This window comes from Streptomyces sp. R-74717 (genome assembly GCF_047305335.1).
Classification (GTDB): domain Bacteria; phylum Actinomycetota; class Actinomycetes; order Streptomycetales; family Streptomycetaceae; genus Streptomyces; species Streptomyces atratus.
The window spans coordinates 8,852,544-8,877,137 of sequence record NZ_CP102361.1 but is presented as its reverse complement, the minus strand read 5'-3'; the positions used below and the strand labels follow the sequence as shown (position 1 = coordinate 8,877,137).

Genomic DNA, 24,594 nt, shown 5'->3' with positions numbered 1-24,594 from the left:
CGTTCGGCGGGCTCAGCGCACGATGTCCACGAAGACCGGATTGGTGTAGAACCAGGTGTCGAGCCATGGGTTGCCCTTGCCGGGCTCGTGCGGGAGCGGGCCGTGCGGGTCGACCGACGCACCGAGGAATCCCTTTCCGTGGCGCTTGCCGTCGCTGCCGCGCAGTCGCAGGTAGAACGGCTCGTCCGCGCGCCCGACCGGGATGCGCAGGGTGTAAGTGCCGCGTCGGCCCGCAACGTCGGCGGTGTGGGCGAGCCGGGTGTCCGGGGCGTGCCAGTCGTCGCGGTCGGCGGCCGGACCGCGGACCGCGCCGCGGATGACGTCGACGTGCTCCAGGCTCGGCAGCACACCGTACGGATTGCGGCGGGAGGCGGCCGTCACCGTGACGGTGAGAGTGAGCTTCTCGCCTCGCCGGGCGCGCAGCCGGCCGCCGAGTGTGGCGCTGTTGCCGTGCTCACCGCGCACCTTGACGTCGATGCCGTCGATGAGATGGCCGTGGTCGACCCAGACCCGGCCGGCCCGCAGTCCCTCCATCACGTGCCGGTAGCCGTACCGGGTGACGCCGACATGTGTACGGCTGAACTGGCCCGGCCAGAAGTCGCCGCCGGGCTGAGGCTCGGTGGTGTTGTACGGGTCGGGGACGTGGCCGGTGTTGTCGAAGTTCTGGCCGGGCGGCCAGGCGCCGTTGACCCAGGTGTCCTGGGCGACGCGGTGGACGTCGGAGTTGGAGGTGATCGTGAAGAGCTTGCCCTCCGCCAGCATCGCGTCCCACAGGCCGCCGACGGTCGCGGTCGCCCAGTCGAAGCCTCCGTAGGTCACGTACGCCTCGCGCGGGTAGCCGGGCCAGGAGTCGGCGGAGGGTGAATTCGTGTACTCGCCGCGGATGTTGGTGTCCGGGTGCCAGCCCGGGATCGCCCCGGCCTGGGCGCCCGGGGCGCCCTCCATGCCGATCATGATCTCGGGGGCCGCGTCGCGCCAGCCGCGCATCTCGTGCGGGGAGTCGATGCCGAGCCGCATGGGGTGGTTGGCGAGGACGAGCACGTCGTCGACGTACCGGGTGCGACGCTGTTCGGCCAGCCACTTGAGGGCCTTGACCGCGTGCGCCTCGTTCCGCGGGGTGTCGGGGTGCGTGGGGGCACCGGCGGTGTAGCCGAGCAGTTTGCCGTCGAAGGCTTCCTCGAAACGGGTGAGGAGGTCGACTTCATGCCGTCCGGGCGGCGAGAAGACGGTGCAGTGCTCGGCACCGGGGATGTACCACTCCAGGCCCTGGAAGATCAGCATGCGCTTGTTGTCGGCGCGGGCCTTGAGGATCTCCCGGTGTTCCTGAGCGGCGCCGAGCTCGGCATGCCCGATGTTGCTGTGCTCGGTGAAGACCATCCAGTCGAGGCCGAACTTCTGTCCTGCCGAGGCCAGTTGGGAGAAGGTGTATTTGGCGTCATGGCTGTAGACGGAGTGGTTGTGGTGATCGCCGACCAGATAGACCAGGTCGGGGGCATGTCCGTGCCCCTGTCCCTGGGACCGGCCTCCCCGGCTGTCGGCCAGTGCGGGCAGCGGCAGCGACGCGGCGGCGAAGGCCGCACCGAACAGACCGGCTCGGCGCATCAGCCCTCGGCGGCTGAGCCCCTGGGGGTCGAGTGACTCCGCGGGAACCTGGGGGTCGGCCCATTCGGGCACGGGGTGGGACATGGCGCGACATTCTCCTCAGTACAGGGCGGCAACGGCCCGAGGCCCGGATCGCGACGCCGCTGTGGTGAGGGTTTCTTGATTCCGGAAATGCCGGGTGAACCCGGCGTGAAGGGCGGTGGGCGCACCTGTGGCGCGCCGGACGCGATGACCGGGGGCCGACTGGAGAGGAGTCCGTTCAGCGCGATACGCCGGGCACGCAAGGGCACGTATCGCTACAATTTGGGCATGGGAGAACGGCCTGTCACGCCGACTGCGCCCGAACTCGTTCTCGAAACCGACGCAGGACCGACTGTGATGAGTCCGAGCCGGGATTACCACGTCGGGCGCGACCCCATGAGCGACATCGTCATCGACGACGCACGGGTTTCGTGGCACCACGCGGTGCTGCGGCCCGTGGCCGACCACTGGTCGCTGGAGGACGAGGACAGTACGAACGGCACGTACACGGAGGGCAGGCGCATCCATGAGTCCGGCGTGGGCCCCGGCAGCGTCATCCGGTTCGGTCATCCCGCGGACGGGCCCTGCGCCGTTCTGATCGGCCAGGGCCCCCCGGCCTCCGCGCTGCATCCTGCCGACCGCCCGTCCGGCGTCTCCGTGCCCGCGTCCACCGGTACGTTCCGGCAGCCGACCACCGTGCGGCCGCGGCCCGTCCATAACGTAAGCATCGGCCGCAGCGCCGACAACGACCTCGTCGTCAACGACCTGACCGTGTCGCACCGGCACGCCGAACTGCGGGCACATCCGGACGGCACGTACGAGATCGTCGACCTCGGCTCGTACAACGGCACGTATCTCAACGGCCAGCTGGTCGGCCGCGCCCCGGTCGCCGCCGGTGACATCGTCGGCATCGGGCACTCCGAGTTCTCTCTGGTCGGCGACGTGCTGCAGGAGTTCGTCGACACCGGTGAGGTATCGCTCGATGTGCAGGACCTGGCGGTCACCGTGGACCGGGGCAGCAAGACCCTGCTCGACCATGTCTCCTTCCCGGTGGGCGAGAAGTGTCTGCTCGGCGTGGTGGGTCCGAGCGGCTCCGGTAAGTCCACCCTGCTCAACGCACTGACCGGCCTCCGCCCGGCCGACGAGGGCAGCGTCCTCTACGACGGCCGCGACCTTTACCACGACTACGCCGAGCTGCGCCATCGCATCGGGCTCGTCCCGCAGGACGACATCCTGCACTCCCAGCTGACCGTGCGCCGCGCCCTCGGATACGCCGCCGAGCTCCGCTTCCCGCACGACACCGCCCCGTCCGAACGCCGGGCCCGGGTCGCCGAAGTGATACGCGAGCTGGCTCTGGAAAGGCGGGCGGAGCAGCCGATTCACAGCCTCTCCGGCGGCCAGCGCAAGCGCGTCAGCGTCGCGCTGGAGCTGCTGACGAAGCCGTCGCTGCTCTTCCTCGACGAGCCGACCTCGGGGCTCGACCCCGGCATGGACCGCTCGGTCATGCATATGCTCCGGGGGCTGGCCGACGACGGGCGTACGGTCATCGTCGTCACGCACAGTGTGCTCAGCCTCGATGTCTGCGACCGGCTGCTGGTCCTCGCCCCCGGCGGAAAGACCGCCTTCTACGGGCCGCCGGAGGACGCACTCGCCTTCCTCGGGTTCGAGCAGTGGCCGGAGGCGTTCGAGGCGTTCGAGAACGACCGGGACCGGGAATGGTCGACGCAGTACCGCGCGTCCCCGTTCCACCGGCAGTACATCGCCAACTCCACCGCGCAGCCGCGGCTGCCGCATGCCGCGGTCGCCCCGGTCGCGCCGCCGCCGAAGACCCGGAGCGGGGGCGCTCAGCTGCGGACGCTGGTCCGCCGCTATGCCGCCGCGCTGAGTGCCGACCGGACCTTCCTGGCCATCATGATCGCTCTGCCGTTCGTGATGGGCGCGATGACCCGGGCCCTGGCCGGCAGCCGGTTGACCCAGGACACGGCGATCAACGCGCTGCTGATCCTCTGCGTGGGCGGCGTACTGACCGGCGCCGCCAACGCCGTACGGGAACTGGTCAAGGAACGGGCGATCTACCAGCGGGAGCGGGCTGTCGGTCTGTCCAGATCGGCGTATCTGATGTCCAAAGTGGTTGTCCTGGGCACCATTACGATGCTGCAGGCCGTGGTCCTGACCCTCGTCGGTCTGGTGGGCGTCGATCTGAACGCTCCGGGCGGCAAGGGCGTCCTCCTGCCGCCGCTGGTCGAGATCACACTGGCCGTGGCCATGTTGTCGTTCACGGCGATGATGCTCGGTCTGCTCATCTCCGCGCTGGTGCGCAAGGAGGAGGTCACCATGCCACTGCTGGTGCTCCTCGCCATCGTCCAGGTCGTCTTCTGCGGTGCGCTGCTGAAGCTGCACGGGGTGCCCGGCCTGGAGCAGCTGGCGTGGCTGGTGCCGTCCCGGTGGGCGCTCGCGGCGATGGGCGGGACCATCGGGCTCGCCAGGATCGTGCCGGGAAAGGTGAGCTCGGATCCGCTGTTCGAGCACTCCGCATCGGTGTGGCTGCTGAACATGGGGATGCTGGTGGTGCTGTCGGTCGTCTTCGGACTGGTGGTCGCGCGGCTGCTGCGCCGGCACGAACCCGCCGTCATGCGAAAGTAGCGGAAGCAGGCAACCCATGGTGACTCCGGAGTTCCGCCCGACCCATGTCGTCCCCCGGGACGGGCTGCCCGCCTGGAGGGGACCGGATGTGTCCCGCCCCACCGAACCGCTCGACCCGCTGCTCCCGGTACAGCTCATCGACCGGCGCGGGGACTGGGGGCAGGTCCTGTGCGCCAACGGCTGGTCGGCCTGGGTCGACAGCCGCCTGCTCGTCTCCGTACCGCAGGGGCCGCCGCTCGCCGGGCAGCCGCCCGCCCGTACGGCGGATCCACGCCCCCTGCTGGCCCGGGTCCAGGAGTCGCTCGCCCAGTACCGGCGCGCCGCAAAGGAGCTGGCCGACGGGCATATCGACGCGGAGGCCTTCCGCCGGCGTACGCAGGGGCTGCGGGTGGGAATGGTCGTGGACGGCGAGGCGGTGTGGCTGTACGACGCCGAGCACGAGCGCTGGGTGTACTGCGACGGGACGCGGCTGAGCACCTACGCGGCCTCGGCCGGACCGGGCGGGCCGAGCGGGGCCCCGGCGGACGGACCGGCGGAGGCGGTCCAAGCGGATCCGACGCAGATCGTCACGCCCGAGCAGTCGGCCGCCTCCCGAGCGGCGGAAGAGGACGACGAGGAACCGACACAGATCGCCCACCCCGGCCCGCCCGCCTCGCATCCGCCCACCCGGGCGGGTGACGGGTGATGGCCGGCGAGCCGCGGCCCCCGGCTGCCGCGCACTCCTCGCAGGGCACCGAACTGCCCGTCGGCAGGCCTTCCGGTCTGATCGGAAAACAGATCGCGAGCTATGTGGTGGAGAGCGAGATCGGTCGCGGCGGCATGGCGGTGGTCTACCGGGCCAGGGATCTGCGACTGGACCGCACGGTCGCTCTCAAGCTGCTGGCACCCGAACTCGCGCGCAACGACACATTCCGCAAACGCTTCACCCATGAGTCACGGGTCGCGGCCGCGATCGACCATCCACATATCGTGCCGGTCTTCGAGGCCGGTGAGACCGAAGGCATTCTCTACATCGCCATGCGCTACGTCGCAGGTCAGGACCTGCGCGCCCGCATCGACCGCGAGGGGCCGCTGCCGATCGGCACAGCGGTCCGGATCGCCGCGCAGGTGGCGTCCGCACTCGACGCCGCCCACGATCACAACCTGGTGCACCGGGACGTCAAGCCCGGCAACATCCTGGTCGCGGCGGGCACGGACAGCGACCACCCCGAGCATGTGTACCTGACCGACTTCGGCCTGACGAAGAAGTCGCTGTCGCTGACCGGATTCACCTCGGTGGGCCAGTTCGTCGGAACGCTCGACTATGTGGCGCCCGAGCAGATCTCCGGCCGTCCGGTCGACGGCCGGTGCGATGTCTACAGCCTGGCGTGTGTCGTCCACGAGACCCTGGCCGGCGGACCGCCGTTCCGGCGCGACGACGACATGGCTCTGCTGTGGGCCCACCGGTTCGACCCGCCGCCGCCCCTGAGCGGGCTGCGCCCCGATCTCCCGGCCGCGGTGGACGACGTACTGGCGAAGGCGCTGGCCAAGAGCCCGGACGACCGGTACGACTCATGTCTGCAGTTCGTGGCCGCCCTGCGCTCGGCCGCCCGGGGCGGTGCGCGGGAGAACCATCCGCCGACCCTGGTCGACCGGCGGATCGCCGCACGGCCCCCGGAGCCCGAGCCACCGCCCGGGCCGCCGCGGTGGGCACTGCCGGTGTTCCGGGGGCTTTGGCGGTAGGCGCGGTGGTCAGCCGGCCACTTCACCGCGCCGGAGGACCCTGGAGCCGAGCAGGCTGCCGAGGAACCCGGTGATCAGCCCCCAGAGCGCGGCCAGAGCGAGTGCGCTCCCTACCCGGGGGCGCAGGGATACCTGCCCGCCGAGGCTGCTGTCGACATCCCCGATGCCCAGCAGCGACAGTCCGAAGTGCGCGGAGATCCGGGCGGTCAGGCAGATGGTCAGCACGGTGAGCACGAGCCCCACCGCCATGTGCACGGCATGCTGCCAGGGCGGCATCCGAGCGGGCGAGCGAACCGCCATGAGGAACGCGGCGGACAGGGTCAGGACCGCGGCGACGACCACCAGCCACCAGGACCGCGCGTCGGCGTCGGCCAGCGTGGTGACGTCGAGGGTGGAGATGTCCGGGGCACGGAGTACGGAGTCGAGCACATGCGGCACGGGCAGCCCGAACGGACCGTCCACCCGTCCCTCCCACGACGCCCCGAGCCCCAGCGTGAAAGCGAGCCACACAAGGTTCGGCAGCCCCAGGAGAATCACGGCGAACGTCTCGGCCGGGTGACCGCGGGTCACCGCGACGACGAGCCCGACGACCAGCCCCAGTACGACGTATGCGAGCAGCAGCGCCACCATGGCGTACGCGGCCGGGCGCACCGACTCCTGGAAGCGCACCAGCCGGGCGGGGAGCGGCGCCGCCCGCGACACCAGGAGAGCGAGAACGAGAACCCCTGCCAGCCAGATCAGGCCGAGGACGAGGGTGAGGAGGACATCGGCCCGGAATCCGACCTCGGGGGATGCGTCGAACACGTCGCTGATGACCGTGCCGGTCGGGCCCCCGACCGCGACGGCGAACGTCTGGCGGGCGAGCAGCGAGAGTCCGATGAGCACCAGCGCCCAGAGCACTGCCACCCGGGCGGCCCAGCCCGCCAGTTCTCGGGTGCCCGCGACGGCCCGGTGACGCAGCGGACGCAGAAAGCCCGCGGCGATCACCAGCGCTCCGGCGAGGGTCACCGAGAGCGGCAGCACCGAGAGGTCCGCGTGGGTCTTCGCCAGGTCCCCGGCGTCCCCGGAGAGGTCGACCGTGCCGCCCGCCGCCATCACGACGACGGCCGCGACGACGCGCGGGAAGGCACCGTCCGGCAGAGCGGTCGCACCGGCCGCCCACAGTCCGAGCGCGGCTGTGACGGCCATGGCCACCAGCCCGGCGAGCACCGCGACGAGGGCATCGCCCCAGCCGTGCGCGGCGCTGCGCGCCGTTCCGCTCCGGTCCCCGGCTCCCTGTTCGCTCACGGGGCCACGCTAGGCACGGCGCCGGGCACTCCGCCCCTTGGGAGAGCCGGTCGGGACAGCCGGTCGGCGTCGGCTTGCGGGCCTCGCGAGCACGGGGCACACAATGTGCACGTAAGGGAAGAATCGGGACCGATCCCTACCGCCCGGAAGAAGAACCCGTGAGTGACCGACCCCCGCCGTCCGGCCGCCCCGAAGGACCCCCCTCCGGCCCTCTCTCGGGCCCCACGCAACAGGGACCTGTGCCACCGCCACCGCCGCACCGTCCCTCCGGCCCTCCGTCGGGACCACCGGCCGGAGGAGGCTTTGGCGGCTCGGGGGGACCCGGCGGCCCCCGCCATGCGGCGCAGCCTTCCGGCTCCGGCGGGGGCCCCGGGCGTCCCTGGTGGCGGTCGGTGCCCCTGGTGGCGTCGATCGCCGCTGTGATCGTGGCCGCGGTGGTGCTGACCGTCGTCCTCACCCGCCCCGACGGCGGATCGGTGGCGGGCGGCGAGGTCTTCCTGCAGGCGGCCGGCTCGACCGGCCCCGATCCGTACACCCCCTCGACGGCGCGGACCAGTTCCGGGGCCACGACACCGACCCCGCTGCCCAGCGTCTCCGGGACAGCGGCGAACGTCACGCAGGCGGTGCAGGGCTCGACGCCGGGGCTGTACGGAGGCACCCGTAACGTATCCAGCTGTGCCGTGGAGAAGCAGATCACCGCGCTCACGGCCGATCCCGGCAAGAACAGTGCGTTCGCATCGGTCCTGGGGATCGATCCCTCCGGCGTCCCCGGCTATCTGCGCTCGTTGACCCCGGTCCAGCTGCGGCTGGACACCCGCGTCACCAACCACGGGTACCGCAACGGTGCACCCACCGGCTTTCAGTCAGTGCTCCAGGCCGGCACGGCCGTCCTGGTCGACGACCGCGGCGTGCCACGGGTGCGCTGTGCCTGCGGAAACCCGCTGCTCCCGCCGGTCGCGGTGAAGGGCAGCGTGAAACTGATGGGCGACGCGTGGCCCGGTTACCGCTCCTCGAATGTCGTGGTGGTGGAGCCTGCTCCGCAGGCGGTGAAGGCGTTCATCATGTTCGATCCGAAGAGTGGCGACTGGTTCAGGCGCGACGCGGGTGACACCGGCAGCCATGACAAGAAGACCGCCCCGCCCTCGAAGACGATCTTCTCGCCCTGCTCGTCGCAGCCTCCCGGCACCTCCACCGGGCCCTGCCCTTCGACGTCGGCCACGGCCTCGTCCAAATCCCCGTCCTCGGAACCACCGTCCGCGTCCTCTTCCTCGGCCACCGCGCCGTCCTCGCCGTCTTCGGCCTCCTCGCCACCCACCACGGCCACGACCACCGAACCGCAGGCTCCGGTGCCCCCGTCCACCGAGGTGCCGCCCCCGCCGCCGACGTCGGACACAGGGTCGGCCCCCGAGTCCGTGGCGCCTCAGTCCGCGCCGGAATCCGCGGCGACGCCCGGGCGGCCGGCCTCCGGTGGCACCCCGTCGGCCGACGGGCCGGCGGGCGCCCAGGACGGGCGCGGAGCGGCGTGAGCCGTCGTTCTTCCGTGATCCCGGCGGCTGTTCATCCGTCTGCCACTGAGCAGTGGCAAAGCGGGCAGGGCACGTCGACGCTTGTCCCTACCCACCGATTCGCGAGGTGGACGGAGCCTGATGGGGGTGAATCCGTGTCGGACGCCGGTGCACCGGACCCCGGGTCGACTCCGGTCGACGGTATGGGGGCGGCGGTCCTCCACACGCTGTTCACCCAGTCCGCGGTGGGCCTGCATGTTCTGGACACGCAGTTGCGGGTGGTGCGGGCGAACCCCCTTTCCGACGTCGTCCACGCCGAACTCCTTGCGGGACGTCACTTCACCGACGCGTACCACCTCGAACAACCGGACAAAGCGGAGCAGATTCTGCGCGGGGTGCTGGACACCGGCGTGGCCACGCGCGACCAAGTGATCCGCGGCCGGCTCCAGGACGCCCCCGGCCCCAATCGCAGCCTCAGGGTGTCCGTCTACCGTCTGGACGATGCGGACGGTCGCGCCCTCGGGCTGCTGGCCGCGGTCGTCGATGTCAACGAGCAGGAGAAGGCGCGCGTCCGGGCGGCGTGTCTCGCCGCGGTGCGCACGCGGGTGGGCAGGTCACTCGATGTGGCGGCCACCTGCGAGGGGCTCGTCGAGGCCGTCGTTCCGGTGTTCGCCGACTTCGCCGTGGTCGAGGTGGTGGATGAGGTCCTGCGCGGTTCGGATCCGCCGACCGGACCCCTGGGGCGCGATGTCCCACTGCGCCGCGCGGCAGTCCGAGGCCTCGGCGCCGACGGTCACCGGGACGGCCTGGTCGGAGAGATGCGCAGGCTGCCCGCCCGTACCCCCTATGCTCTGGCCACGTCGGATCTCCGGCCCCGTCTCATCCAGATCGGTCCCCGGACACCGTGGCTCGACGCGGACCCCGACAGCGCCCGGATGATCGAAGCGACCCGGGCCCACTCCTTGATCGTGGTCCCGCTGAAGCTGCACGGCACGGTCCTCGGTCTGGTGAGTCTCTACCGGTGCCCGGGGGCGGAGCCCTATGAGGAGAACGATGTCCCGCTCGCTCTGACCGCAGCCGCTCATGTCGCACTGAGCGTCGACAACGCACGGCGCTACGAGCGCGACCATGTGATCGCGTCGACGGTCCAGCGCCGGCTCCTCCCCCAGCACGACGGTGCCCGGATCGCCGTGGAGACGGCACACGTCCTGCTGCCCGGGCGCAACAGCGGCTGCTGGTTCGACACCATCGGCCTCTCCGGCGCGCGCACCGCTCTGATCATCGGCAATGTCGAGGGTCCGGGCCTCCAGACGGCCATCACCATGGGGCAGTTGCGGACCGCCATCCACGCGCTGGCCGGTCTCGACCTGGAGCCCGACGAAGTGCTTGCCCGGCTCAGCGACACCGCCGACCGCCTGGCCGTCGAGCGGGCATCGCTTCCGCCCGGCGACCGGCTGCACCGGGAATCGCCCGAGGCGACCTGCATGTACGCGGTCTACGACCCGTTCTCCCGTACCTGCACCATCGCACGGGCGGGGCATCCGACGCCGGTTCTCGTCACGCCCGACGGCACCATGACCGCCCTGGACGTACCCGAAGGGCCCTCGCTCTTCTCCATCGACAGTTCCCCGTTCGCCACCGCTGCCTTCGAGCTCGACGAAGGCAGCGTTCTGGCGTTCTTCACCGGCACCCTCCTGGCCGGCCACGGGTCCGCGAACCGGGTACGGGAAGCGCTCGCGCAGCCCGGCCGGAGTCTGCAGGACCTGTGCGACGACGTCGTCTACACCCTTCCGGCCGAGGACTGTCCCGAGGGCGCCGCCCTTCTCCTCGCACGTACCGGCGTCGTCCCGGCCGAACGGGTCGCGACCTGGGAGCTGGCCCACGACCGGACCACGCCCGCCATCGCCCGTACGCTCGTGCGTGACCGGCTCGACGGCTGGAACCTCGACGAGGAGACGACCGAGGCGACCGAACTCATCGTGAGCGAACTGATCACCAATGCCGTCCGCTACGGCACCCCTCCACTGCAACTGCGGCTGATCCTGGACCGCGCGCTCACCTGCGAGGTGCACGACAGCAGTCGGGTGTCACCCCATCTGCGCCATGCGCGCGCCGTCGACGAGGGCGGACGCGGACTGTTCATCGTCTCCCAGCTCGCCACCCACTGGGGCACCCGTTACAGCAGCGACGGCAAGGCCCTGTGGACCGAGCAGGAGATCCCGTCCGTGGCAGATGAGTCCTGACCTCGGCGTGCGGCACCCGCTGCGCACGGCCGCCTTCCTCGTGGCGGCCATGTGCACGCTGGTGATGGCGGTGACCGCGACGGCGCGCGTTCTCGGACCGGACCCGTGCCACCGTGGCCGAGCTGCGTGCCACAGCCGACGGCGGCACCTGGGACATCACCCAGGCGCTCGCCGCGTCGGGGAATCAGCTGGACGCCGTCCACCGGGCGCGCACCTTCACGCACGAGTAACTCACCCTGATCGAGGCCATCGCCACCCGTGCTGGGCGTCGCCACCCTGGCCATCCTGTGGTTCGCCGGCCCGGCGGGCTCCGGCCGCCGGGCCGATGCTGACGGGCTGGGCACTCGCATCCGGCGCGGTCCTCACCGCATCGGCTGTGCTGGTGGCACGCCTGGCCACCGGCGGAAGGGTGATCAGCCCGCCGGGTTCCTGGCCGCCGAGCCTGACCCGGCTGGTCGACGACGTGCAGGACACCGCGCTCGACCGGATCGCGCTCACCGCGCTGACGACCGCCCTGATCCCGCTGGTCATCGGTGCACTCCTGGTGGGTACGGGCTGGGCCATCGGGATCCGGCCGCGGGCCGCGATCACGGCCCCTCCCGTCCGCGGGCCGGCAGCCGGAGCGAGCTGCGCCGCGCTGGCCGGCGTCGTACTCGTACCGCTGGGCCTCAATCACACGACGATCGGAGACGTCCGCGGGGCGGTCGACGCGCTCAATGCGGATCGCCCCGCTCGGCGGTCCGACGACCGCTGAGAGGTGCGGCGCCCCGCGGCCGGGTCGGCCGCGGGGCGCCGCGATCAGGGTGGCGGCGGCCGTTCCGGGGACGGGGAGCGGTCGCTGGTCGGGTCAGTCGCGACCGTCGTGGTGGTTACGGCCTCCACGGTCGTCGCGGTTGTCGTGGCCATTGCGGCCGTCGTGGCCGCTACGGCCGTCCCGGTCCCGGCCGTCACGGTCCCGGTCCCGGCCGTCGTGGTCCCGGTCCCGGCCGTCGCGGCCCCGGCCGTCGTGGTCCCGGCCGTCGTGGCCGTTACGGCCGTCGTGGCCGCTACGGCCGTCGTGGCCATTGCGGCCGTCGTGGTCACGGCCGTCCCGGTCACGGTCACGGCCGTCGCGGTCCCAGGCGTCGTGGTCGCGGCCACGGCCGTAGCGGTCCCGGTCGCGGTCACGGCCCCAGGACTTCGAGTCGATCCTGCGACCGTACGCGTCCCGCAGAGTCGCCGTGTCGCCGGCGTCCCATACGTAGTTGCGAAGGTCCTGGTAGACGTCGCGGCTGGTGTCGCGGCCGACTCCGGTGTGCACACGCACCGAGGAACGGCCGGCCAGCCGCAGGTCGAACCGGTAGGTGCGGCGGCTCTCGTCGCTCAGGGTCCAGCCGCGGAGGTCGACCGAGTGACGGCCGGTGTTGGTGACGGTGACCCACTCACCGTTGAGGCTCTGGTTGGAGCCGTTGTCGTACCCGGGGCTGTTGTACTGGATCGCGCCCAGGACCACGGCCGAACGCGGGTCGGTCCAGGTGTGGCCGTGACCGCGGTCGCGACCGATCCCGTGGTCGTGTTCGTCTGCGATCGCCGGCAGTGCGGCGGCGGCCACCAGTGCGCCGGAGGCGAGAACGGTAGCGGTGAACCGCCGTGCGGAACGGGACATGAAGACCCCTCAGATGCGGGCCCGGACCGAGCGGTCCGAGCGTTGTCCGGTCTCGGCCTGTTGCCGAGAACGCACACTGTGGCCCGATTGCCCGAGTCACGAAAGACGCACCGATACGCGTTACGAAGTACGGACATTTCCGTCACACGCGTCTGCAATCGGCACACATCCAACCCCTCCGGGTACCTGTCAACCCCTGCCTGCTGCACCCATCCGCGCGACACCGAACCGACGCAGCCAGTGGCGGCATCCCATACTCGGCGCGCACCCGCACACCCCTGCGCAACCGGTCCGCGAAATCCGTAACAACCACCGTCCCTACAGCCTTGAACACACGTTCCCTTACCTGAGGAAAGAAGAACGACAGTTCTATTGCGGAGCCATTGCACCGCGAGAACAACAGTGGTTGAGTTACAGAGGAAGATGTGAATCGAGGTTCAGAATATCGCCGCACGCCCTCGCCGGGCCGGCCATCGTCGCGGGTATCGCCGCAGGTGAGCTGTCTGCGGCGCATACACAGCTGTCGGCCGCCGCCGTGATCGGGGCGGTCGGCGAGGCACTTCTCAGCCCGTTGCCTCCGGTCGGCGAGCGGACCGGCCCGGGACCCGTCGTGGAGGGCATCGCCACTCTGTGCCTCAGAGCCGTCGTAGCCGAGGGCACCTGAGCGCGAGCCGCACACCGCCGCACCAACTCCCCCACAGCCCCGCCCATCGACCCAGGACAGGAACCCGCGATGACCGTCACCCCGCACCGGACCGACGTTCGGCACGAGGCCCCCGCGCCGCACCCCACCCATGCGGTCACCAACCAGGCCCCGCCCCGGACCGGCCTCGACGAGTACGGCACCAATCTGCCGCTCGCACAGGCCGTCCGGACGTTCGGCGCGGCCTGGCACGAGCCGGAGCTGCACGACATCGGCACCCTGGTCGGTTCCGAGCCGTTCCAGATCAGTGCGGAACTCGCCCATGCCTCCCCGCCCGTCCTGCGCACCCATGACCGTTACGGCAACCGCGTCGACGAGATCGACTTCCACCCCGCGTACCACGAGGTCATCGGCGCGGCGGTGAGTCATGGCACGCACACCGCGGGCTGGGCCGACCCGAAGCCCGGAGCAGCGGTGGCGCGGGCGGCTTCGTTCATGCTGTTCGCCCAGATCGAGCCCGGCCACGCCTGCCCGATGTCCATGTCGCATGCCGTGGTCCCGGTCCTGCAGCGCGATCCGGACGTGGGACGGGACTGGCTGCCCGGCCTGCTCAGCCGTTCCTACGACCCCCGGCTGATCGCCCCGGGCAGCAAGTCCGGGCTGACCTTCGGCATGGGGATGACGGAGAAGCAGGGCGGCTCCGACGTCCGCGCCAACACCACGCGGGCCGTCCCGCTGACCTCCGCCCCCGAGGGCCGGGCCCATCTGCTCACCGGCCACAAGTGGTTCTTCTCGGCCCCGCAGTCGGACGCCTTCCTGGTCCTGGCCCAGGCCGAGGCCGGGCTCACCTGCTTCCTCGTACCGCGGGTACTGGCCGACGGCACCCGTAACACCGTCCATATCCAGCGGCTGAAGAACAAGCTCGGCAACAAGTCGAACGCCTCCTCCGAGGTGGAGTTCGACGGCACCTGGGCGGTACGGGTCGGCGAGCCCGGCCGCGGCGTCCCCACGATCATCGAGATGGTCAACCACACCCGGCTCGACTGTGTGCTCGGCACCACCGCCGGTATGCGCCAGTCGGTGTCCGAGGCGATCTGGCACGCGCACCACCGCAGCGCGTTCGGTGCCCGACTGGTCAACCAGCCGGCCATGACGGCGGTCCTTGCCGATCTGGCGCTGGAGACCGAGGCCGCGACCTGGACCTCACTGCGCCTGGCCCATGCGTACGAGGCCGACAGCGGCGAGTCCGAGGCGATGTTCCGACGGCTGGCCACCGCGGTGTCCAAGTACTGGATCTGCAAGCGCGGTCCGCACCACGCCTACGAGGCGCTGGAGTGCCTGGGCGGCAACGGCTACACCGAGGACTGGCCGCTGGCCCGGCGCTACCGCGAGCAGCCGGTGATGGCGGTGTGGGAGGGCTCCGGAAACGTCATCGCGCTCGATGTACTGCGGGGCATCGCCAGGACCCCACAGTCGCTGGACGCCTTCTGGGCCGAGCTGGAGACCACGGCCGGTGCCAGTTCCGTACTGGACGCACACATCCGTCGGGTACGCCAGGAACTGGCCGAGGACCTGCGCGATCCGCCGGCCGCGCAGACCCGCGCCCGGGCGACCGTCGAGGGCATGGCGCTGGCTCTGCAGTCCTCGCTGATGCTGCGTCACGCTCCCGCGACGACGTCCGAAGCGTTCGTCGCCGCCCGGCTCGGCGAGGCCCGTGGCCATCAGTACGGCATCCTGCCGCGCGGCACCGATGCCGCGGCGATCGTGGAGCGGCACTTCGGAGGGACCGTCTGAGGCAGTCACCGCCGCCGATCCCCCGGTGCGGCGACGACGGGTGGGCAGGGGCCGAAGAGCCCCCGCCCACCCGTCGTCGTACGGCGTATCCACCGGCATGGGCGTTAGGTTGACTCCCATGGAGTCGAGACCCCGCACGCTGTGGCTGCGTACCGAACCCCTCCACTCAGTGATCTACTTCGACGAGGAGTGCCGGGGCATCGGCCGGTCCGTGGGCCTCAAGGGTTTCTGGATGGGCTACTTCGCCACCCGTACGGCCCCCATGGGGCCGGTCCTCCCCGAGGCCGCGACCGCTGTCCTCGCCGTCTTCGCCCCGGGCATGGTGGCCCGGGCGCTGCCCGCCGCGTGGCAGCTCGTCACCCCCGAAAGACTCACGGACCTCCGCGCACAGCTTGCCGCGCGGGCGCTGCGCAGGCTGGTCCCCGATATCGACACTCTTGCCGAACAGCTCACCTCGCCGCTCGCAGCGATGGTCGAGGACGCATCGGCCCTCGCACGTCCGCTGTTCGCCGCGAACCGCCCGCTGTGCGAGCGCGCCGACCCGGTGGAACGTCTGTGGCAACTCACCACCACACTAAGGGAGTTCCGGGGCGACGCGCACGCCGCCGCCCTTGCCGACCATGGTCTCGACGCCCCCGAGGCGCTCGTTCTCGCCGCCGCCACCGACCGTGTTCCGCGCGAGGGCATCCAGCTCGACCGGGGCTGGAGCGACATGGAATGGGCGGCTGCCGAGGAACGGCTGCGCTCCCGCGGGCTGATCGACGCGGAGTCGGCTGTCACGCCGCGCGGTCGTGCGGAACGTGACCTGATCGAGGACACCACCGACCGGCTGGCCGCCCGACTGCTGCGCCCCCTCACCGACAGCATGGTGGACGCGCTGCTCGCCGCTCTGGAGCTGCCGACCCGGCAGGTGCTGGAGGCTGAGCTGCTGCCGTTCCCGAACCCGATCGGCCTGCCCCGGTCCGGCTAGACGAACTGCTCCGCAGGGCGTCGGCCGGTCCAGCCGAGCAGGATCACCGAGCACACCGCCGCGAAGGCACACCAGGTCGAGACGGACTCCAGCCGCCAAAGCGCCGCACAGGCGGCGGCCATGGCCGACAGCTTCTGCGACAGGCAGTCGGCGAACCGGCCGATGAGTATGTCGCTCACATCGGCCATGACCCCGCGGCCGAACTGGGCCGGCCGCCCGGTGACGGTCAGGTCGGTGGTCACGGCGACGGTCGCCCTTCCGCCGTGATCGGTCACCGTGGCGCTCGCCGTGCCCCTGGCCGCGTACTTCGTTGCCCCGGGTGCACAGGACCCCGCGGTGGGCCGACTCGTCCTTCTCCAGGAAGGTCGCCGTGCCCCTACGTCACGGTGATCGGTCCCACCCGCACCTTCACGGAGTCCTTGATGGTGTCGCCGTCGAACTCCTCCACGGTCGCACCCGGCATGCAGTGGGAGACGCGCTCGATGTCGAGGAGCGCCCGCCAGGCCGCGTCGACCGGGACCGGCACGGTGAATGAGTTCTGCAGCTGCATGGTCTGCTCCTCACCCGAATCACAGGGGCACGAATCACAGGGGTCACGACGTCATACGGATTTCAGCCGCGGCGGGTGGATCGCCCCGACCGTGTCCGCGAGCGGGCTGCCGGTGCCGCCCCAGCGCAGGGCGACGATCTCCGCCGCGATCGAGACGGCCACCTCCTCGGGGGTACGCGCGCCGAGGTCGAGGCCGATGGGCGAGCGCAGCCGGGCCAGTTCCGCTTCGCCGAGACCGGTCTCGCGCAGCCGGGCAAGGCGATCCTCGTGGGTCCGGCGGCTGCCCATCACGCCGATGTACGCGGCCGGGGTGCGCAGGGCCACCTCCAGCAGCGGGACGTCGAACTTCGGGTCGTGGGTGAGTACACACATCACGGTCCGCCCGTCGATCTCCGTGTCGCGCAGGTACCGGTGCGGCCAGTCGACGACCACCTCCGCACCGTCCGGGAAGCGGCGGGGGTCGGCGAAAGCGGGGCGAGCGTCGCAGACGGTGACGCGGTAGCCGAGGAACGCACCGATACGGGCCACCGCGGCAGCGAAGTCGATGGCGCCGAAGACCAGCATCCGGGGCGGCGGGGCGAACGACTGGAGGAACACGGTGACGGCGTCCTCGCGCCGTTCGCCGTTGGGGCCGTAGTGCCGCAAGCCGGTTGCGCCTTGGGCGAGTTCTCCACGCGCGTCAGCAATGACAGCGGCGTCGAGACCGCCGGCGCCCAGCGATCCGGAGACGGTTTCCGGCCAGACGGCGAGGGCGGCGCCGCGCGGGGCGGGGCCGTCGGTCACGGTGGCGACCACCACCGGGCGGTGCTCGGCGACCGATGCGGCGACCTCGCCGAAGGAGGTGTCGTGCACCGCCGTCACGGGACGCACGAGGAGTGTGATCTCGCCGCCGCAGGTGAGGCCGACGGCGAAGGCGTCCTCGTCGCTGTAGCCGAAGGTCTGGAGCTGGGCCCGGCCCGTTTCCACGACCTCCTTGGCCAGTTCGAAGACCGCGCCCTCGACGCAGCCGCCGGAGACGCTGCCCACGACCTCGTCGCCCGGGCCCACGGCCATCGCCGCTCCGGGGCCGCGCGGTGCGCTGCGGCTGACCGCGACGACGGTGGCGAGCCCGAACGGTTCCCCGGCGGTGTACCAGCGGCTGAGCGCCGGAAGGATCTCACGCATCGGCGGCCGCCCCTCGCACTACTGCCGCCAGCCGCTCCAGGGCAGCCAGGCCGAGACCTTCGACGAAGGCGTCCACGTGCGGCAGCGCCGCCGCCATGCCCGCCGCGAGCGGTGCATGACCCGGGCGTGCCTTGCGGGGGTCGGGCCACACCACGCGGTGCGCCAGCCGGCGCAGTCGGCGCATCCGGGCCGCGAGCAGTGCGGGGTCGCGGGGGTTCTCCTTGAGCAGGTCCCTGGCCGCCATGATCATGCCGGGGGTTCAGTAGCCGCACTGCAACGAGTGCTGTTCATGGAAGGCGGTCTGCAGCGGTTTCCATTCGCCGTCGGAGGCGAGCCCCTGGACGGTTGTCACTTCGCCGCAGTGGGCCTGCACGGCCAGTACGGAGCAGCTCTTGAGACTGTCGCCGAGTTCGACGGTGCACGCCCCGCAGTTGCCGGTGTCGCAGCCGACGGGCGTGCCGGTGAGCCCCAGGTGGTCGCGGAGGTGGTGGACCAGCGGCAGCCGGGGCTCGACCTCGTCCTCGTACCTCGTGCCGTCCGCCGTCATCGAGATGCGGGTCATATGCCCTCCCCAGGGCTCAGGCCGTGGTGTCGGACCATGCGTACGGCGGTGTGACGGGCCCACTCGCGGGTCCGGCTCCGACCGTTTCCAGTTCGTGGTCGGCGGCCTTCATCAACTGCGCGGCGACGTCCTTCATGGCGCGGCTCGCCGCGAGTTCGTCGCCGATGACGGGAACGTCCACGTCCTGCGGGTTGCAGCGGGCGACGCCATGTCCGATGAGCTTCTCGGAGCCGGTGTCCAGTACCGCCTCGGCCCTGGTCGTACCGTCCTCCTCGGACAGACCGACACGGACCTGCCACTCCAGCGTGCGAGTCATCGCGCACCTCCTGCGACCGCGCCCGGCCTCGGTCCGCCGCCACGACGCGGTCCTGCCATCAGGATCCACCCGGCCGGGCCCGTTCGCGCGTTCCGGCTCGTCCTGCGGGGATCACCCCACCGAAATAGGATGCATGGAGTCACTTCCACCGAGTGCGGAGCGGCCCATGAACCGGCGTCGGCCTTCTCGTTCGGCGAGCGTCGGCGAACTGCTCACCACTCTGCAACAGCTCACCTCACGGGCACGCCCGGAGGTGAGCTGCGTCAGGCGCGGGTGGAGCCGGCCGAGGCACCGGTGCGGAACGTCGCTCAACGGAGGAAGTGGCGCGCCAGGAAGTCGTTCCGGAATTTGCCCTCCGGGTCGAACCGGGCCGCCAGCCGCTCAAAATCGACGTACTTCCCGTACAACGTACGCAGTGTCCCGGGGGTGGTGGTGAACACCTTTCCCCAGTGCGGCCGCGCACCGAACGGTGCCAGGGCCTCCTCGATGGCGCCGAGCACCGGTGTGACGGCGGCCGTGTCCGGCACCCAGGTGAAGTGGAAGGCCACCGAGTCCCTGCCGCCCGCCGGGCTCAGCCACAGATCGTCGCGGGCGACGGTGCGGATCTCGGTGATCTGCAGCAGCGGGGCGATCCGCTCCCGGAGCCGGCCCAGTGCCTCGTACGCCGCAGGCGCGTCCTGCCGGGCCACGAAGTACTCCGTCTGCAGTTCGTCCCCGTTGCTGGGGGTGAACTCCGGACGGAAGTGCGGAAGCCGCCGGTGCCACGGTCCGGCAATGCCCTGCTGGCGGGTGCAGTTCTCGGCCGGCATCCCGGCGATCGGATGGCGCGGCCCGTCCGCGAGCCGCGCGCCGAGCCACTCCTCGGGCGCCCGCTGCGGCCCCTCGGAACCCACCCGCTGCTTGAGCCACACCTGATCGAGCGGCCCCTCACGCCAGTCGGTGAAGACACTGACGCTGTACGCGGCCGACATCACCTCGTCGAAACTGCCCGTGAGCCGGGACTCCGGCAGATCCTCGTAGACCCACTGCTGTACGTCGAAGGCGGGCACCACGTCCAGCGTCAGCGCGGTCACCACGCCCAGCGCGCCCATGGCCACCACGGCTCCGGGAAAATCCGCGTCGCCACGCCTCAGTGACACGTTCCGGCCGTCGGCCGTGACCATGTCCAACGCCCGGACGGCCCCCGCAATGGAACTGTTACCGACTCCCGAACCGTGGGTTCCGGTCGCGCAGGCCCCGGCGACCGAGATGTGCGGCAGCGAACCGAGGTTGTGCAGGGCGTACCCGCTCTCGTGCAGTACGTCGGCGAACTCCCCGAAGCGCAGCCCCGCGGCGACGGTGACCGCCCCCGCCTCACGGTCGATCTCGACCCTGCGGGGCAGCCCGGCCACCGACACCAGATCGCCGCAGGTGTCGGCGACGGTGTTGAAGGAGTGCCGGGTGCCGAGCGCATGTACCGCGGTCGAGGCGGACACCGTCTCCCGCAGCTCGGCCTCGGAGCGGGGCACACTCAGCCGCCGCGCCCCGAACGTGATGTTTCCGGCCCAGTTCTTCTCTCCGGGAGTCACCGCACGTCCCCGCTTTCGCTCAAGGCCGGGTGCCGTGATCCCGACGGTGCATCCTCCCAGACAAACCTGTTGGTGAGGCCATGCAACTGGTGACGTACATGTCCGCACACCATCCGATTCCGGCACCTTCCAAATGCGAACAGTCGCCCACAGAACAAGAGATCCAGCCCGGAACGGGACGAGTTCCGAGTCAGTGCGCATGTCTGAACTTCACTGGAACTCCAGCGAAATGGCACGTGTGTGGATATCGTGCAGCGAGCGAGGGCGCATCCGTCAGTCCATGGGATCGGCGGATGCGCCCCGTTTGTGGCGATGCAACTGTGACTGGGGGGTTCATGGGGCATGTCGAGCTACCCGATTCGGACAGATCAGGACCTGTGGGACTGGCAGGGGCGCCTCGTCCACGGACTGCTTCAGATCGGCCTCGCAACAAGGAACTCGACGATCTGTGGAGGGCACCGACCGTACAGCGCGAACGTTCAGGACCGGCCGCGACGAAGAGAAGGACGGGTCGGTGTCTGCCGGTCGTCATCGGGGCCGAACTTTTCGGCCTGGGGATTCCGGCATGGCTCGTGCTGGGGGCCGGAGAGCAGTCGCGGGCCGCGGTCGCCGCGGCCGTGGCCGCGCTTGCGTGGTCCGGTGTGCGGGCCGCGCGCGGCCGGTACGCGGACCGGCCTCCGGGCGATCCGCCGGGGGTACTGAGCACGACGGGCGACTGGCTGCTGCTCATCGGCGTACTCGCCGTGCTGAGGACCATGACCGGCGATTCGGCCGATCCTGCGACGGCGGTCGTGGCCCTGCTGCCCGGCCTGCTCGTGGGCATTGCGATATGGGGGGTGCGGCGGTTGCCCTGGCCGGGGCGGCAGCAGCAGGCGGTCCGGCGGGTACTGGTGGTCGGTGAGGCACCAGGGGTGGAACGCGCGGTGCAGCTGCTCGGTTCCCGTGCGGACCATCCGTACTCGGTCGTGGCCGCCATACCGGTGGGGACCACGCCGCTGGAGTGCGAGGTCCAGGTGCCGGGCCGGCTCGCACCGGCACCGGCCGACGACGATGCGTCGACCGTGCTGGGCGGAGCCTTCGCCCATGACGCGGACCTGGCTCTGGTGGTGCCCGGGCCGCAGCTCTCCGAGGAGCGGCTGTGCCGGCTCTCCTGGGGCCTGCACGACGGCGGGCTTCCGCTGTCCGTGCTGTCGGAGCTCTCGGGCATCGCGGCCGGCCGGGTACGGCCGTCCGCAGCGGCCGGGCTGACCCTGCTGCACATCGCGCCGCCGCTGCGCCGAGGACCGCAGATGGTCCTGAAGGCCGTGGTGGACCGTACCGGCGCCGCACTCGGTCTACTGGTTCTGGCACCCCTGCTGTTCCTGATCGGGGCGGCGGTGCGGCTCGGCTCGAACGGGCCGGTCTTCCACCGCCAGATCCGCCACGGGCAGCACAACCGGCCGTTCACCATGTGGAAGTTCCGGACGATGGTGGTGGACGCCGAGAGCCACAAGGCGCAGCTGGTCACGGCGAACGAGAACGACGGCCCGATGTTCAAGATGCGCCGCGACCCCCGGGTGACCGGGATCGGCCGTCTGCTGCGCCGGACATCTCTCGACGAGCTGCCGCAACTGCTCAATGTGCTCCGGGGCGACATGTCGCTGGTCGGTCCGCGGCCTCCACTGCCGGACGAGGTGTCCCGCTACGACGAACGCGAGCTCCGGAGGCTCGCGGTCAGGCCGGGACTGACCGGCCTGTGGCAGGTCAGCGGGCGCTCGGACCTGTCCTGGCAGGAGACCGTCTCGCTCGACCTGTGGTACGTCGACAACTGGTCGGTGGCCACGGACATGGGACTCATGGCCCGTACGCTGCGCGCCGTCACCGACGGCCGCGGGGCGTACTGAGTGCGGCGGCCGTCGATGCGAAGGGTGCGAAACCTCCGGCCGTGCGGGGCCGGAGGGACGGGCGGCCGTCGCGTTGCGGCGGCCGGCCCGTGCCGGTCGGCCCGTCGGGTCCGCTCAGACCTGTGCGGTCTGCCGCTCCAGCCACCATGCGTAGGTACGGGCGATCCCGTCGCGCAGGGGAATCCGCGGTGCGAAGCCGAGGGAGGTGAGCCGGGAGACGTCGAGCAGCTTGCGCGGGGTGCCGTCGGGCTTCGATGCGTCCCATTCGACACGGCCCTGATAACCCGTCACATCCTTTACGGTTTTGGCGAGTTCATGGATCGTCAGGTCCTCGCCGCAGCCTACGTTGACGGGCTCGTCACCGTCGTAGCGCTCCAGCAGCAGGAGGCACGCGGCGGCCAGATCGTCGACGTGCAGGAATTCGCGGCGCGGGCTGCCGGAGCCCCAGAGCGTGACCGCGGGCGAGCCATCACGTCGCGCCTCGTGGAAGCGGCGGATCAGCGCGGGCAGTACGTGCGAGGTCTCCAGGTCGAAGTTGTCGCCCGGACCGTAGAGGTTGGTGGGCATGGCGCTGATGTACGAGGCGCCGAACTGCCGGCGATAGGACTGGGTCTGCACGATTCCGGCGATCTTGGCCAGCGCGTATGCCTCGTTCGTCGGCTCCAACGGGCCTGTGAGCAGGGCGCTTTCGGGGATCGGTTGTGGGGCGCGCTTGGGGTAGATGCAGGACGAGCCGAGGAAGAGCAGCCGCTCGACCCCGGCGGCATGCGCCCCGGCGATGACGCTCAGCTGGATGCGCAGATTGTCTTCGAGAAACTGCACCGGATACGTGTTGTTGGCCATGATCCCGCCGACCTTGGCGGCGGCCAGCACCACTGCGTCCGGACGGACCTCGCAGAGAAAAGCCTCGGTCGGCACGGCGTCGCACAGATCGAGTTGATCGCGATCGCGGGTGATCACCTCGTGTCCGGCGGCGGTGAAGCGGCGCACCACCGCCGAACCGACCAGACCGCGGTGACCCGCGACGAATACGCGGGCGCCGGGTCGTAGGAGGGGGCGGACGGATTCCTGGGGAGGGCCGGGGAGATCAGTCGTCATGGCTCGGATTGTGCCAGCAGCCGCAGGCCGCGGTGACGTTTTGCCGCAGATCGCTCAATTCCGATATTTCGGTGAGAACCAACAGCCTTCAGGCGAACACAGAGGGGAAGTCGTGGCGAAGACCGCGCTCATCACCGGCGTGACCGGACAGGACGGTTCGTACCTGTCCGAGCTGCTGCTCGACAAGGGGTACACGGTCCATGGACTGATACGCCGCTCGTCGAGCTTCAACACCGAGCGGATCGACCACATCTACCAGGGACCGGAGGAAGAGAACCGTTCGTTCGTCCTTCATCACGCCGACCTCGCCGACGGGGTCGCGCTGGTGAATCTGCTGCGCGACATCCGGCCGGACGAGGTCTACAACCTGGGTGCGCAGTCGCACGTCCGAGTCTCGTTCGACGCTCCGCTGTACACCGGTGACATCACCGGCCTCGGCACCATCCGGCTGCTGGAGGCCGTCCGCGCGAGCGGTATCGACACCCGTATCTATCAGGCGTCCTCGTCGGAGATGTTCGGCGCCACCCCTCCGCCGCAGAACGAGGAGACCCCCTTCCATCCGCGGAGCCCGTACAGCGTCGCCAAGGTCTATTCGTACTGGGCGACCGTCAACTACCGCGAGGCGTATGGGATGTTCGCGGTCAACGGGATTCTCTTCAACCACGAGTCCCCGCGCCGCGGCGAGACCTTCGTGACCCGGAAGATCACTCGTGGGGTGGCCAGGATCAGGGCAGGTCTGCAGTCCCACCTCCACCTGGGCAATCTGGATGCCGTGCGCGACTGGGGCTACGCCCCCGAGTACGTCGACGCGATGTGGCGCATGCTGCAGTGCGACAACCCGGACGACTATGTGGTGGCCACCGGCGAGGGTGTCAGCGTCCGGCAGTTCCTGGAGTACGCCTTCGCGCACGCCGGCCTGGACTGGCGGGAGCACGTCCGCTACGACGCCAAGTACGAGCGCCCCAGCGAGGTCGACGCGCTGATCGGTGATGCCGCCAAGGCCGAGGAACTGCTCGGCTGGAAACCGGCCGTGAAATCGCGGGAGCTCGCCAGGATCATGGTCGAGGCGGACATCCGTCAGCTGTCCGACCAACTCGCCGGAGCGGCTGTGCGGGTGGACCGATGAGAGATCCGGACACATCCGACAGCCGCACCGCCCTGCCGGTCACCGGTGTGTGGACCGGTTCGGCAATCACCCACAGCACCCGGCCGTCGCACCCCACGGCCGTGCCGGGGACCAAAACGGGCACGACCTCGCTCTCCACCGGCTGCCCGGTGGACCCGAGCGCGTCCGCACCGGTCCGGGCCCCCGGCCCGGACCACTCACTCGCTCTTGCCGGCAGCGGGACGGACAGTTCCGCCGCCGGTCGGACGAGGC

The 24,594-nt window shown here is 70.8% G+C and carries 20 protein-coding genes and 1 pseudogene; 10 read left to right on the top strand and 11 right to left on the bottom strand.

Annotated features, from left to right (window positions below; genetic code table 11):
• Nucleotides 1–12 precede the first annotated feature (12 nt).
• Nucleotides 13–1,686 (bottom strand): PHP domain-containing protein, encoded by a 1,674-nt coding sequence (locus NRF20_RS40070; RefSeq protein WP_398631752.1) that lies wholly within the window; start codon nt 1,684–1,686, stop codon nt 13–15.
• A gap of 225 nt (nt 1,687–1,911) precedes the next feature.
• Here NRF20_RS40070 and NRF20_RS40065 point away from each other — a divergent pair, with 225 nt between their 5' ends.
• From NRF20_RS40065 to NRF20_RS40055, 3 genes are read left to right on the top strand one after another with little or no spacing between them, the layout of a single operon-like run.
• The gene (locus tag NRF20_RS40065; protein ID WP_398631751.1) at nt 1,912–4,266 is read left to right on the top strand and encodes an FHA domain-containing protein; all 2,355 of its coding nucleotides are present in this window, start codon (nt 1,912–1,914) and stop codon (nt 4,264–4,266) included.
• Between the two features lie 16 nt (nt 4,267–4,282).
• Nucleotides 4,283–4,951: a hypothetical protein gene (locus NRF20_RS40060; protein WP_413754159.1), complete on the top strand. Its 669-nt coding sequence runs from the start codon at nt 4,283–4,285 to the stop codon at nt 4,949–4,951.
• The gene (locus NRF20_RS40055) at nt 4,951–5,988 is read left to right on the top strand and encodes a serine/threonine-protein kinase (RefSeq protein ID WP_413754158.1); all 1,038 of its coding nucleotides are present in this window, start codon (nt 4,951–4,953) and stop codon (nt 5,986–5,988) included. The genes NRF20_RS40060 and NRF20_RS40055 overlap by 1 nt, the downstream gene beginning before the upstream one ends.
• 9 nt (nt 5,989–5,997) lie before the next feature.
• On the opposite strand, the gene NRF20_RS40050 is transcribed toward NRF20_RS40055, so the two are convergent.
• Entirely contained in the window at nt 5,998–7,275 is a 1,278-nt protein-coding gene (locus NRF20_RS40050; protein ID WP_413754157.1) for a streptophobe family protein, read from the bottom strand.
• A 158-nt stretch (nt 7,276–7,433) separates the two neighbouring features.
• On the opposite strand from NRF20_RS40050, the gene NRF20_RS40045 reads away from it, so the two are divergent.
• The 3 genes from NRF20_RS40045 (at nt 7,434) to NRF20_RS40035 (ending at nt 11,777) form a co-directional block, all read left to right on the top strand.
• Entirely contained in the window at nt 7,434–8,801 is a 1,368-nt protein-coding gene (locus NRF20_RS40045) for a DUF6777 domain-containing protein (RefSeq protein WP_413754156.1), read from the top strand.
• A 134-nt stretch (nt 8,802–8,935) separates the two neighbouring features.
• On the top strand, nt 8,936–11,023 hold the full coding sequence (locus NRF20_RS40040; protein WP_398631746.1) for a SpoIIE family protein phosphatase: 2,088 nt from the start codon (nt 8,936–8,938) through the stop codon (nt 11,021–11,023).
• Between the two features lie 325 nt (nt 11,024–11,348).
• Nucleotides 11,349–11,777, top strand: coding sequence for a hypothetical protein (locus NRF20_RS40035; protein WP_398631745.1), 429 nt, complete (start codon nt 11,349–11,351; stop codon nt 11,775–11,777).
• A gap of 411 nt (nt 11,778–12,188) precedes the next feature.
• Here the strand turns inward: NRF20_RS40035 and NRF20_RS40030 are convergent.
• Nucleotides 12,189–12,668 (bottom strand): annotated as a pseudogene (locus tag NRF20_RS40030) (lamin tail domain-containing protein); the annotation flags it as partial.
• 733 nt (nt 12,669–13,401) lie between these two features.
• Here NRF20_RS40030 and NRF20_RS40025 point away from each other — a divergent pair.
• Together NRF20_RS40025 and NRF20_RS40020 are read left to right on the top strand one after the other, a co-directional pair.
• Nucleotides 13,402–15,105 carry an acyl-CoA dehydrogenase family protein gene (locus NRF20_RS40025; protein WP_413754155.1) on the top strand — a complete coding sequence of 568 codons (1,704 nt, stop codon included), beginning with the start codon at nt 13,402–13,404 and terminating at the stop codon, nt 15,103–15,105.
• Between the two features lie 118 nt (nt 15,106–15,223).
• Complete coding sequence (locus NRF20_RS40020) at nt 15,224–16,075, top strand: SCO6745 family protein (protein WP_398631742.1); 852 nt, start codon at nt 15,224–15,226, stop codon at nt 16,073–16,075.
• Here NRF20_RS40020 and NRF20_RS40015 read toward each other — a convergent pair.
• The 7 genes from NRF20_RS40015 to NRF20_RS39985 form a co-directional block, all read right to left on the bottom strand.
• Complete coding sequence (locus tag NRF20_RS40015; protein ID WP_413754664.1) at nt 16,072–16,317, bottom strand: DUF6629 family protein; 246 nt, start codon at nt 16,315–16,317, stop codon at nt 16,072–16,074. The genes NRF20_RS40020 and NRF20_RS40015 overlap by 4 nt on opposite strands.
• A gap of 134 nt (nt 16,318–16,451) precedes the next feature.
• Nucleotides 16,452–16,625, bottom strand: coding sequence for an SRPBCC domain-containing protein (locus tag NRF20_RS40010; protein ID WP_413754154.1), 174 nt, complete (start codon nt 16,623–16,625; stop codon nt 16,452–16,454).
• A 51-nt stretch (nt 16,626–16,676) separates the two neighbouring features.
• Nucleotides 16,677–17,789 (bottom strand): XdhC family protein, encoded by a 1,113-nt coding sequence (locus NRF20_RS40005; RefSeq protein WP_398631741.1) that lies wholly within the window; start codon nt 17,787–17,789, stop codon nt 16,677–16,679.
• Complete coding sequence (locus NRF20_RS40000; RefSeq protein ID WP_413754663.1) at nt 17,782–18,018, bottom strand: VWA domain-containing protein; 237 nt, start codon at nt 18,016–18,018, stop codon at nt 17,782–17,784. Before NRF20_RS40000 ends, NRF20_RS40005 begins: the two co-directional genes overlap by 8 nt.
• 30 nt (nt 18,019–18,048) lie before the next feature.
• Complete coding sequence (locus NRF20_RS39995) at nt 18,049–18,351, bottom strand: (2Fe-2S)-binding protein (RefSeq protein WP_398631740.1); 303 nt, start codon at nt 18,349–18,351, stop codon at nt 18,049–18,051.
• A 16-nt stretch (nt 18,352–18,367) separates the two neighbouring features.
• Nucleotides 18,368–18,667 carry a DUF1876 domain-containing protein gene (locus NRF20_RS39990; RefSeq protein WP_266364463.1) on the bottom strand — a complete coding sequence of 100 codons (300 nt, stop codon included), beginning with the start codon at nt 18,665–18,667 and terminating at the stop codon, nt 18,368–18,370.
• Between the two features lie 308 nt (nt 18,668–18,975).
• Nucleotides 18,976–20,235 carry a D-arabinono-1,4-lactone oxidase gene (locus tag NRF20_RS39985; protein ID WP_413754153.1) on the bottom strand — a complete coding sequence of 420 codons (1,260 nt, stop codon included), beginning with the start codon at nt 20,233–20,235 and terminating at the stop codon, nt 18,976–18,978.
• A gap of 335 nt (nt 20,236–20,570) precedes the next feature.
• Between NRF20_RS39985 and NRF20_RS39980 the strand changes: the two genes are divergently transcribed.
• Entirely contained in the window at nt 20,571–22,118 is a 1,548-nt protein-coding gene (locus NRF20_RS39980) for a sugar transferase (RefSeq protein WP_398631738.1), read from the top strand.
• A gap of 114 nt (nt 22,119–22,232) precedes the next feature.
• Here the strand turns inward: NRF20_RS39980 and NRF20_RS39975 are convergent, their stop codons facing one another.
• Nucleotides 22,233–23,216 carry a GDP-L-fucose synthase family protein gene (locus NRF20_RS39975; RefSeq protein WP_413754152.1) on the bottom strand — a complete coding sequence of 328 codons (984 nt, stop codon included), beginning with the start codon at nt 23,214–23,216 and terminating at the stop codon, nt 22,233–22,235.
• Nucleotides 23,217–23,328: 112 nt separating this feature from the next.
• On the opposite strand from NRF20_RS39975, the gene gmd reads away from it, so the two are divergent.
• Nucleotides 23,329–24,342, top strand: a complete 1,014-nt coding sequence (gmd, locus tag NRF20_RS39970) for a GDP-mannose 4,6-dehydratase (protein WP_398631736.1) — start codon at nt 23,329–23,331, stop codon at nt 24,340–24,342.
• Nucleotides 24,343–24,594 lie beyond the last annotated feature (252 nt).